We start from the raw sequence: 12,471 nt of genomic DNA, 5'->3' as shown, positions 1-12,471 counted from the left end.
AAATTAATAGTTATTAAGTATAAGTCTACATAACTTAAGATATATTAAGAAGTGTAGACTTTTTTTTATGTTAGAATGAGACCAGGTGATGATGATGAGGAAACGAAACAAACGAAAGTACCATTTGCGGATAGCTGCTGTCATGATTCTGCTTCTTGCGATTACGAATACAGCAACCTATCGAATTACGGAACAATATATACAGGGTAAAGAGAATGTGAAAGAAATCGCCTATAAAGGCAGTAATACAGTAAGCATCAAAAATGTTACAAAAAAATTGAATCCTGCGTCATTCAAAATTGATCATCAGCTGGTGAAACAGATAAAGAATGTTATGATTATAGCGCATCCGGATGATGAAACACTATGGGCCGGAGATCATATAATGAAAGACAGATATCTGATAATTTGTTTGACAAATGGGAATAACAAAATCAGGAAAAAGGAATTTGAAAAGGCAATGGAACTGACTGGAAATTATGGTATTATTCTTAATTATCCCGATAATCCAAAGCACGTGAAAAACAACTGGAAAAAAGTTAAGGATCCAATACGTAATGATATTGATTATGTTCTTAATTATAAAAAGTGGGATTCGATTGTCACACATAATCCGGATGGTGAATACGGTCATATTCAACATAAATTCACAAGTATGATTGTAACCAATGAATGTGTAAAGCTGGGACTTACGGGTAAGCTGGAATACTTCGGAAAATTTTATAAAACAAATTACCTGCTGAATCATACGATACCGGGTGCCTTAGATTTGCAGGATGCGCAGGCAAAGGAAAATTTAATGAGTGAGGTTTATCTCTCGCAGGGATATGCACACAGAATTTTTGATCATATGGTGCCATATGAAAAATTTATCCGATACAAGGATTGGTATTTTGGCTTTTGATGCAGTTCAGAAATTAAATTAGAGTCAGAACAAAAGCGTATATACATAGGTTCTGACTTTTTGTATAAATAGTAAATATAGTTAGCGAAAAATGAATATTAAAGAAAGTTTTATATAAAGTTGATATTATGGATAGGATTGCGCTATAATAGCTATGTATGTAAGAAAGGGGATTTAAATGAGAAAGATTGGTATCAGCATTCTGGTGTTATTTCTGGCGCTGGGTATGAATATAGCTTCACCATTTCAGAAAAATGTTATTCAGGCGGCTGAAAATACTGGATTTGAAATACATACGATCAGCGTAGGGAATGCAGATGCAACGTTGATCCGGTGCGGGGGACAGACAATGCTGGTTGATGCCGGTTATTCTACGGAAGCAGAAGAAAAAGGGAACAGCTTCAAAAATCCGTTAAGCAGTTACCTTATGGGAAACAATAAGGTTAGCAAAGAGCAGTCGGATGCGTTCCGGAATAATGTGAAGCAGCTGATTGCTGAAAATCCGGATAACACTGTCACAAAATATCTGGAGTCACAGGGGATTCAAACCGTGAATACGCAGGAAGGATCTGCGGATAAAGGCAAATCTGGGCTGGATGTCATGATTGCAACACATCCACATTACGACCATATCGGTGGGTTCATTCCTGTTATGAATCGCTATTTTGGCGTAAATACAAGAATGTTTTGGGGTGCTCCATTTGAAACAGATTCCTATTATGAAGCATACCAGTCTGAATTAATGGATGCTCAGCTTGCACGCGAGGATGATGGACTTGTTGATCCATTTATGAGCTTCGGCGAACCTCGTGCAGGAGATTACTTTATGCTGGGAGAAGGTGATGAGCAGGCGCGTGTATTGTTTCTGACATCTGCCGATCCAGCGGAAGGTACCAGTATTGATGCAATAAACAATAGCTCATTAGTGATAAGAATTGACTATAAGAATACTTCATTTTTATTAACCGGCGATTTGCAGCGGGAAGGTCAGAAAAAACTGATTGCCAGTGCTCCTGCTTTGCTTACACAGCTTCAGGAGATGGCCAAAAGAGATGATAATCTAAAGGATTTGCTGCAATGTAAAAATATTCTACAGGTTGATTACCTAAAGCTTCCGCATCATGGCTATCTGAACTTAGGCGATTTACCAGATGATTCGGAGGTTTCCGGGAATTATGAATTCTTCGAACAGGTAAAGCCGAGTATTGCAGTAGCTTCAACGAATGGAAGGGCAGGCAATAACCTGAATGCTTTGCCGGCAGAAAGAACACGGCGTGATCTCTCATATGCAGATATTTATTCAACAGCAGATAATGGAACCATTGTTGTGAAAAGCGATGGAAATCATTTAACTACTTCCGCAAAACCAATGGAAAAAATATACAAGGCACAGACTCCGCAAAACCTGAAGGTTGATGTGCAGGAAGACCAGGTGCTGCTAAGCTGGAGTCCGGTAGCACGTCCAACAGAATATCGTGTATATTATCAGACAGATGACTCCAAAGCATGGCATTGGCTGTCATGTCAGCAGGATACCACCTATACATTCAAAAAAGGAAAGCCAGGGAAAGCGTACCGTTTTGTAGTAAGAACAGCAGATAAATATAAAGAAGGATGGCGGTTTAGCACTGCTGCTTATTCACAGGAATTTACGTATCCGGGCAAAACAGAAGGGTTTTATCAGCTATCCAGAAGGGTTAAGGTTTTCTCTTCACCGAACGCTTCGAAGTATTACCGCTATGATCCATTCAAAAAGAAATGGCTTGGCAGTATGAAAAATTATAACAATAAGCCTTTATTGCTTACAAGAGAATATGTCAATGATGAAGGAACATCATACTGGTCAGCTTATTATAATGGAAAATGGATAGGCTATGTAAACTCCTATGCACTAAAAAACAATGTGACAAAAGACACCTATTTTGGCTGGGGATCCAACAATACTAGGAAATTCAATACACCAAACCCGCAGAAATACTGGCTTTACAATGCTCCTTCCAATAAATGGGTAAGACGCATGACGAAATATAAGAATCAGAATTTTACTATAAAGCGCTCTCTGGCCAGACCAGATGGAAGCTTGTATTATTCCTGTTACAGCAAAGGCAAATGGATTGGGTACATAAACAGCTGGGGGTTCCAGAATCAGTAAACATGGATAAATATTTTTTTAATTAATTATAAAAATGCTTAGTAGCAGATTGAGCAGTTATAATAATAGATATATTGAAAAAGTTTCAAGACTAAATTGAAATATATGTATTTACTATAGAAAAGGAGTAATTAATTCTGTCCAAATATTTGGGATTATTTGGAATTAAAATACTCCTTTTTTATTACTATTTCAGCTACTTAAAGCTTTATAAGAGTCGTGTAATTCTAATTTATGATACTGATAAATTATATCAACTATGTACCTTTATCAAATAGGCCCTGTTGAATTTAAACTTACTTGTATACGGGAAACTTTTTCTACTCCAAGCCAACTCATTATATTTACATCTACAGTTACGCCAACTTGGTAATTCGAAATATAGTAAACTGAAATCAATTCACAAACAGTCCACTTTCCATTTGGTAAATTCGATGACCATTTGTCAAGGTCCACATCTATTATTTTCCCAGTGCTAGAATCTATATAAACTTTATAAGTAACGTCTATATTATAGGTTTCTCCGTCATAGTAAAATGGCGATTTTACATTTTGTCTAGAAATATAACTTGCGCGTGTGGTGATATCGTTAGTTATTATAGTATCTGTACTTTCCCCATATATAGTTAGTTCATTTAAGAGAAAGGTCATACAGATTGTAGTTATTAAAATAGTTATTTTTTTCAACATCATGGTATTCTCCTTTTAATTGTATAAAGTCAACATCGTTAAGAATACTCTATGTTTCCCATTGGTATCCACCTAGTATTATTCAATACCCCTTTCTATATTTAAATTATATCATAATATGATTAATAACTAATTACAAATAATTCCAATTTTTTACAAATTATTCCTAAATAAGCTATAAACTTAAGGAGTACGTAATTATATATACCATATATTAAGAATAATATATATACAAACTCTGTAACTTATATGATTTTGCATATAGAAGAGACTGAAATTATGTTAAAAAACAGAAAAATGAAAAACATCTAGTTTATAGATATCATTTGTAGTATAATCAATATGATTTCTTGTGAAATTCAAAGGAGTTAGGTCTATGTTTAAAAGTATAAGGTATGTATTAAATGAAAATTTCTCTAATCTGTACCGTATTTTCTGTATAGCGAAATATGAATTACTGGCAGATATGCGCGATTCCAAGTTCGGAATATTCTGGAATTTTGCATCCCCGGCAATTCAGGTATTTACATACTGGTTGATATTCGGTGTCGCATGGCAGAAGCAACCAATCGGTAAGATTGATTATCTTCCATGGCTGGTCGTAGGCTATGCGGCATGGTGGTTTGTGCAGCCCTGTATTCAGAACGGCTGTAGTGCTGTTTTTTCAAAAACAAATGTAATAACGAAAATGAAATTCCCAGTCAGTGTTCTGCCGGCTACCATTTGTGCAAAAGAATTTTTTAACCATGGTTGTATGCTTCTAATAGCATTTGTAACACTGGCGATTCATGGTTTTTTTCCGAATATCTATTGGTTTGGTTTGCTTTATTATGCGTTATGTGCATTTGCATTTGTTGAAGCCGTTTCGCTGATTTTATCTGTTTTAACTATGCTCTGGCGAGATATTCGTAAGCTGATAACATCACTGATGCGGATGCTGATGTATTTTTCTCCCGTTATCTGGGAATGTCATTTTGGTAATCATGTTCCCTATCATGAACTCTTGAATAAAATTATGAAACTGAATCCTGTATATTATATCGTTAATGGATATCGCGATTCTATATTCTACAATAAAACATTTTTGGATCATCCGGCTCAGACCCTTTATTTCTGGGCAGTCGTTATAATCTTATTTGTGATCGGGTGTGCCCTTATGTATAAATTTAAACGTAAGTTTATTGATATGATTTAGCAGGAGGTGTATATGGTAAAGAGTATATATGACAGCAGTGCCAATGCTGTAGAAATGAGAAATGTTTCTAAAATTTATAAACTAAAGAAAAAAGATGGTAAGAAAAGTGAAAATGAGCGTTTTTTTGCTTTAAAGGATATTACATTGAATATACCAAAGGGTGATGTTGTTGGTATCCTTGGTACCAATGGCTCCGGTAAATCTACCCTTTCTGTTATTCTTTCCGGTATTTCCGATATCGATGGCGGAGAAATGGAAATCAATGGGGAACAGGCACTGATTTCTATAAACACAGGACTAAACAACCAGCTGACTGGACTGGAAAATATTAATGTTAAGGGTGCGTTACTTGGACTTACGAAGAAGCGGATACGTGAGATAACAGATGGCGTTATTGAATTTGCAGAACTGGGGGATTTTCTTTATCAGCCGGTGAAAAAATACTCCAGTGGTATGAAGGCCCGTCTTGGCTTTTCTATATCTCTGGCTTTGAATCCGGATATCTTTATTGTTGATGAGGCATTATCTGTTGGTGATAAAGGATTTGCTCAGAAGTGTTTGAATCGAATGAAGAAGCTGAGGGATGAAGAGGATAAAACGATTTTATTTATCTCACATTCCTTGCCGCAGGTCCGCGATTTCTGTAAATCTGGTATATGGATTGAAGGTGGAAAGCTTGTGGAAACCGGTGATATTGATACGATTTGCGATCACTATGCCGCCTATGTTGACAAATTAAACAAATTAAGCGATAAAGAGAAAAAAGCAATGCTGGAAGAGAAGTTTAAGGAACGTTTGATCATTGATGAAAAAACCTCTCTACTTGACAAGCTGTTTCACAAGCTGTAGAAATAAGGTTATAGGGTATATAAATAAATTTACAAAGGAGAGAGAAAATCATGAAAAAGGTTATTACATATGGTACTTTTGACTTGTTTCATATTGGCCACTTAAATCTTTTGAAAAGGGCTAAGGCTTTAGGAGATTATTTGATTGTGGCAGTAAGCAGTGACGATTTTAATCTGCGTGAAAAGGGCAAGGTCTGTCAAATCAAAGATGTTGACAGAATGGAAATCGTAAAGGCTATTCGCTACGTCGATGAGGTTATTCTTGAAGAAAACTGGGAACAGAAGAAGCTGGATGTACAGAAATATGATGTCGATGTTTTTGTTATGGGAGATGACTGGGAAGGGAAATTTGATTTCCTGAAGGAATATTGTGATGTTGTTTATCTGCCAAGAACGGAAGGCATATCTTCCACTATGATCAAGAGTGAATTGAAGCAGAAGTAGTGAGGAGGAGAAGAATGTCAGCGAAATATAAAGTAAGTGTCATCATACCGATATACAATGTCGCAGAGTATTTGGAGGAATGTCTTGAATCCATGGTTCGCCAGACAATCGATAGTCTGGAGGTTATCATGGTTGATGACGGATCTACGGATATCAGTGGTGTCATTGCTCAGGAATATGCAAAGAACTATGACAATTTTTTCTATTATTTGAAAGAAAACGGAGGATTGGGGAATGCCCGGAACTACGGTATTCAGTTTGTTCACGGTGACTATATCATCTTCCTTGATTCTGACGATATTGTGCCGGATGGCGCATATGAAGCGATGTACAAAAAGGCTGTGGAAACAGGCAATGATATGGTTGTCGGTGATGTACAGCGTTTTAATTCCAGAAAAATATATAATTCAGGCCTTCATAGAAAAGCATTTCGTGATGCCTATGATAAGACAAGCATTTTAGAGACTCCGCAGTTGATATATGATACCACTTCCTGGAATAAAATGATTAAATTCAGCTTTTGGAAGGAACATGATTTTAAATTTCCTGAAAAGATTTTATATGAAGATATTCCAGTGACGATGCCACTGCATTTTTATGCAAATGCGGTTTCCGTATTGAATGAAATCGTATACTTATGGCGTGAACGTGATGGAGCAAATAAATCGATTACACAAAACCGTACAGAAATGAAAAACTTCACGGACCGTGTGAAAATTATGCACATGGTTGATGATTTTTATAATGCACATGTAAGCGATGACCATGCGCTTTATATGAAGGATTATAAGTGGATGTCTGTTGACTTAAAGCTATATATTCAGGAAATGCTGACAGCTGATGATGAATTTATAGATTATGCGATGGATGTAATTCGTGATTATATGAAGGATTTCCGAAAGGATTCTTTTCAAGACTTACAGGCGATTGACCGCATGAAATATCATCTGATAGAAACAGGAAACAAGAAGCGGCTTCTGGAATTACTGGCTTATGAAAAGGGCGCCTATCGTACGTTGAAAATCAAAAGGAAAAAAGTAAATGGTGAAATGCATTATATCGGAGACTTTCCTTTTCATGATTTCCCTGAAGAATATTATGATATGACAAAAGAGCTTCGCCTGTATCCGGAGACAAGGTCTCTGCAGCAGGTTTACTGGAATGACAATAAGCTGATAGTAAAGGGATATTCCTTTATTCAACGATTAACCTGCTCAAGCAAACATGCACAGCAGCTGAAGGCTAACCTATTGAATGTCGCAACAAGAGAATCTGTATCTGTGCCATTAACTGTATGCAAGGCCAATGGTGTTCGCGGAAGGCATGGATTAAAGGTTGATAAAAGCAACCGTAAAGCGCGTTATTATAATTATAAATGGAGCGGCTTTGAAATTGAAATTGATTTCAGCAGACCGGAAATACAGAAAATAGCAAACGGTATTCTGAAAGTAGAGCTGCAATATGATCGCGAAGGAATACATACATCCTTTTATGCGGGTGGGCCGGTTTCCGGAAGCGATGCACGTCCCAAATATCTGAATGTGAAGGATACAAAAGTACTTCCATATTACAATCTGGGGTATGATTTATGTCTGAATTGTGAATCACTTGATGTAAAGGTTCAACAGCTTACTGTTACTGATCATGAATTAATAGTGAAGACGCAGTTGTCAAAAGAAACATTGATATGCAAAAGTGACGATGCTGTGAATGAATTAAAAGTCAAGCAAGAAAATGATATGCAGAGCGCTGTGCTTGATCTGAATGCTTTTCATGCAGACCACGGGGTTATCATGGCAAAGGGCGGCAAGGCATTATCCAGCAATGATTTGCGTTTAAGTCGTTATGCATTCACGGCTGATCAACTGATTCGCGTATATAGTGATGATGCCGGATATATGAACCTTGCAGGGGAACCGCATCGTTCTGTTTTGACAAGACTATATTGGGCAGAAGAACAGATTGGTATGGAAGTAGAAACCAGACTGAGTAATGCAGATAAGCTGAAAACTGCGTATTTTGAATTGAAGGGCGAAAGCAGTAGCTTGACTATGCCACCGGTTACTGGAAAAATTTATGTTCAGGGAAGCTCTGTAACAGCAGCTGCTATTATTCCGATATGTGATGATGCTTTCACAAAGAACATGGTGGCGGATAAATGGAAAACGTACATTATTTATGAATTTGAAGATGGTTCCGTACAAAAGCACACCATTGCGGCTGATGCGGTAGCGCAGCTGTCCAGAAAACCATATAAGGATTATTACTATAGTGTATATCCAAACATGGATCTGGATATGATTGTAAAGGTCACAAGAAAATGGAAATGGTATGAGAGTAATAAGCTGCGACGCAAGTTTGTGGAATTATTCATATATCCAATGCTGAGAATGCTGCCGGTACGTAAAAAAAGAATTGTATTTGAAGGCTGGTGGGGACAAAAGTTCCACTGTAATCCGAAGGCGTTTTATAAATACATGGATAAAGAACATCCGGATTATACCTGCATATGGTCTCTTGTAGATGAAAGAACACCAATTGAGGGAAATGGAATTCGCGTACGTAGAAAGAGTCTGCGTTACCACTATTATATGGCTACATCAAAATACTTTGTGAATAATGTAAACTTTATGGAGTCCTTTAAAAAGCGGAAAAAACAGGTAGAAGTGCAGACCATGCATGGGACACCATTGAAAACACTTGGATTGGATGTTCCAGGAGAGCTTCCTACAGAAGAGGCACGTCAGAAATTTATTAAAAAATGCAGCCGCTGGGATTACCTGGTTGTGCAGAGCAGCAAGGCAGAGAGCATTACATCCAGCTGCTATGCATTTAAGAAAGAATTTCTGAAAACAGGATACCCTAGGAATGATGTGCTGTTTGCAAAGAACAATGAAAAGGATATTACTGATATAAAGAAAAAGCTTGGTATTTCACCGGAGAAGAAAGTGATTATGTATGCTCCGACATGGCGTGTACGAAATCAGTTCAATATGAAAATTGATATTCAGGAGTTGAAAAAGCAGATTCAGGATGACTATGTTCTGATGCTGCGTATACATCCTTTTGCAGTTAAAGGTCTGAAGGAAGACCTGCTGGATGAATTTGTAATCAATGTAAGTAACTATCCAAGTGTTGAGGAGCTTTATCTTGCTTCCGATATTGTTATTACAGATTACTCATCTGTAATGTTTGATTATGCAATTTTAAACAGACCAATGCTGTTCTTCACATATGATTTGGAAGATTACAGAGATACTCTGCGTGGATTTAACTTTGATTTTGTCGCAGAGGCACCAGGACCTCTGCTGAAAACTTCCGATGAGGTGATACAGAGCATTGTGAATATTGATAAAGTTGCTCAGGAGCATGACGAGGCTTTGCAGAAATTCCGTAAGAAGTTCTGCGAGTATGAAAAAGGTACGGCATCCGAACAGATTTTTCAAAGGGTTATGCAAAATCAGTAAACATCAGGATAAAGAATGTAATAGCCTGTCGTTTGAAAGTTAGAAGTCAGTGTCTATTGACACTGACTTCTTTATATAATCGTTCAGGCACAATATGTTTAAGGGATGGTCTGTTTATGGTGACTGTGTTAAAATACAGTATAGACAGACAGCTTATAAGAGCAGTAAGGAGATGCGTATGTCAAAAAGTGTAGATGTCAGTGTAATCGTGCCTGTATATAATGTTGAAAAATATATACGCGTTTGTTTGGACACCCTGGTTCATCAGACATTATCCAATATCGAAATTATTGTTGTAAACGATGGAACGAAGGATGATTCACAGAAAATTATAGATGAGTTTTCTTCTCTCTATCCGGATAAAATCATTGCATTGAAAAAAGAAAACGGGGGGCTTTCCGACGCTAGAAACTATGGTTTGGAGCATGCGAGTGGTGCCTATGTTGGATTTGTAGATAGTGATGACTATACAGATATCGAGATGTATCAGAAGCTGTATGAGAAAGCGAAGCAGGAAAACGCGGATATTGTTGTTTGCGGATATTATGGTGTACAGGAACAAAACGGGCAGTTCCGGCATTTTCAAAAAGGAAATCTACAGGAATTTGACAAGAGCCTGCAGGAAAATCCTCGATTGCTGTATATGAACTCTACCTATGCCTGGAACAAGCTGTATCGGCGTGAATTATTTTTAAAGACCGGAATACGGTATCCAAAAGGCTGTCTGTATGAAGATATGGCAGTAACCTGGACTTTATTTTTACATGCGAATAAAATTTCAAAGGTTGATGAACCGTTATACTACTACATACTGAAACGAGAGGGGGCAATCACAGCTACCTACAGCAGTAAGACATTACAGATGTTTCAGTCTATGGAGCTGGTAAATACATATTACAAAGAGCAAAATGCTTTTAATCAGTACCAGGACATCCTGTGTTTTCTTAATCTGAAGCATATGCTGCTGCGGTTTCAGGATTTTCCGGGGTACCATAATCTGTCCCTGAAAAAGGCAATGATCAAGACCGGGTTTGATCATATGAACAGGAATTTTAAAAGCTGGAAAACAAACAGTATCTTTTTTCAGGATGTATATAAAAATCGTAAAATTAAGCATATGGTTCCATATAAAGCCTTCTGGTATCTGTTTATGTTCGTACCGAAAGGTGCACTCACCTGTTTGAAGACTGTTAAGAAAACAGTCAGTAAACTTAAACGGCTGGTGAGCAAGCGTTCCTATATCACGCGCTATGCCTATCACGCATATTGTAAAAAGCATCCGGTAATGAAAGGGCAGGCACTGATTGAGTCCTTTCAGGGAAAAACAGTATCAGACTCACCTTTCTATATCGCACAGCAGCTTCAGCATCAGGTTGACAAAATATATATTGCGACGACCGTGAAGAACAGACAGGAGCATAAACAGCTGCTGAAGGAGCACGGACTGGAGACTGCCATACTCGTTCCTGTATATAGCAAAGCATATCAAATGGCTCTGGCAACCAGTGAAATTCTAGTTAATAATGTTACATTTCCACCATACTTTATCAGAAGAGATGAACAGGTGTATCTGAATACCTGGCATGGAACACCATGGAAAACATTAGGTAAGAAAATGAAAAACGGTATCCAGGATATGAGTAATATACAACGTAACTTTCTGCAAAGCAGTATGCTTCTGTTTCCAAATGTATTTACCAAACAGAGGATGATAGAAGACTATAATTTGACAAATTTATTTACCGGGCTATCCTATACAGCAGAATATCCCCGTAATCTTGTATTTCATGAGCATGAGAAAACGATAGCTATTAAAAAACGGTATGGTTCGGAGAAACTGGAAATGATAGCTTATATGCCCACATGGAGAGGTTTGACAAGCACTGCATTGGAAATAGCGGGCTATGCCGAAGAACTGAAAAAGATATTACAGGTATTGGATGAAACGCTGAATGACGATCAGATGCTTTATGTCAATCTGCATTCTCTTGTAAAGGATGTGATACCGATTCAAGGCTATCAGCATATATGCTCCTTTCCTGAGGGCGTAGATAATTATGAGTTTCTGATGGGCTGCGATATGCTGATAACAGATTATTCCAGTGTACTATTTGACTTTGCACTGACAAAAAGACCTGTCATATTATTTGTTTATGATGCTGAAGAATATGCCAGAGATCGTGGTATGTATTTTTCCGTTCAAGATCTTCCATTTGTAAAGGCGGAAACATTAAAACAGCTTCAGGAATATATTACGAAGCAGAAATCGGTGGAAATCAGCAAAGCTGCATGGAATGCATATGCAGATGTATTTGTATCCAAAGCTGCTTTTGATCCTGCAGTATGCCTGAAGAAGGTTCCTGTGGATTCCATTACAGATTATGCTGATAATAAGAATAAAGAGCGTACAGTGTACTTTATACCGAAAATAAAGAGGCTGCAGGACATCCAATATTTAAAGGAAGCTGCGGAGGATCACAGTGCAATAGCAGTTTTGGATCGTCAGGATTTCACTCCGCTTACACAGAAACTGCTGTATCAGGAATTTCATGAATGCCTTGATTATATCGTCATGGATGTTCGTATGCAGTTATCGCCTAAAGAGGAACTTAAGAGACTGCTGCACAGATTTCCCGGGATGGAGGCCTATCGCCGCGAATTCCAACGAATTTTACCAAATATTAAGGTGAAGGAATGCGTTGATTTTAAGAAAAGCAGATATACATTCGGTATGAAGAAATATATTGATTCACAGAACAGGAGATGAGGAC

General features: G+C 37.5%; 8 protein-coding genes. 7 read left to right on the top strand and 1 reads right to left on the bottom strand.

From position 1 onward, the window contains the following. Window positions 1-94: 94 nt before the first annotated feature. Window positions 95-904, top strand: a complete 810-nt coding sequence (locus G4D54_20255) for a PIG-L family deacetylase (GenBank protein QJA04598.1) — start codon at window positions 95-97, stop codon at window positions 902-904. A gap of 178 nt (window positions 905-1,082) precedes the next feature. Next, a complete protein-coding gene (locus G4D54_20250; GenBank protein QJA04597.1) occupies window positions 1,083-3,056 on the top strand; it encodes an MBL fold metallo-hydrolase in 1,974 nt (657 codons plus the stop codon). Between the two features lie 270 nt (window positions 3,057-3,326). Here the strand turns inward: G4D54_20250 and G4D54_20245 are convergent, their stop codons facing one another. Beyond that, complete coding sequence (locus G4D54_20245) at window positions 3,327-3,746, bottom strand: hypothetical protein (protein QJA05246.1); 420 nt, start codon at window positions 3,744-3,746, stop codon at window positions 3,327-3,329. 376 nt (window positions 3,747-4,122) lie between these two features. Between G4D54_20245 and G4D54_20240 the strand changes: the two genes are divergently transcribed. The 5 genes from G4D54_20240 to G4D54_20220 all read left to right on the top strand — a co-directional run bounded on the left by G4D54_20240 (window position 4,123) and on the right by G4D54_20220 (window position 12,467). Further along, on the top strand, window positions 4,123-4,941 hold the full coding sequence (locus G4D54_20240; GenBank protein ID QJA04596.1) for an ABC transporter permease: 819 nt from the start codon (window positions 4,123-4,125) through the stop codon (window positions 4,939-4,941). A gap of 12 nt (window positions 4,942-4,953) precedes the next feature. Continuing rightward, window positions 4,954-5,790 (top strand): ABC transporter ATP-binding protein, encoded by an 837-nt coding sequence (locus tag G4D54_20235; GenBank protein ID QJA04595.1) that lies wholly within the window; start codon window positions 4,954-4,956, stop codon window positions 5,788-5,790. Window positions 5,791-5,840: 50 nt separating this feature from the next. After that, window positions 5,841-6,233: a glycerol-3-phosphate cytidylyltransferase gene (tagD, locus tag G4D54_20230; GenBank protein QJA04594.1), complete on the top strand. Its 393-nt coding sequence runs from the start codon at window positions 5,841-5,843 to the stop codon at window positions 6,231-6,233. Window positions 6,234-6,247: 14 nt separating this feature from the next. Then, window positions 6,248-9,700, top strand: a complete 3,453-nt coding sequence (locus G4D54_20225; protein ID QJA04593.1) for a bifunctional glycosyltransferase family 2 protein/CDP-glycerol:glycerophosphate glycerophosphotransferase — start codon at window positions 6,248-6,250, stop codon at window positions 9,698-9,700. 94 nt (window positions 9,701-9,794) lie between these two features. Beyond that, the gene (locus G4D54_20220; GenBank protein ID QJA04592.1) at window positions 9,795-12,467 is read left to right on the top strand and encodes a glycosyltransferase; all 2,673 of its coding nucleotides are present in this window, start codon (window positions 9,795-9,797) and stop codon (window positions 12,465-12,467) included. The last annotated feature ends 4 nt before the right edge of the window (window positions 12,468-12,471 follow it).

Source organism: [Clostridium] innocuum (assembly GCA_012317185.1).
Lineage (GTDB): Bacteria > Bacillota_I > Bacilli_A > Erysipelotrichales > Erysipelotrichaceae > Clostridium_AQ > Clostridium_AQ innocuum.
This window is presented reverse-complemented; position numbering and strand designations above follow the sequence as displayed.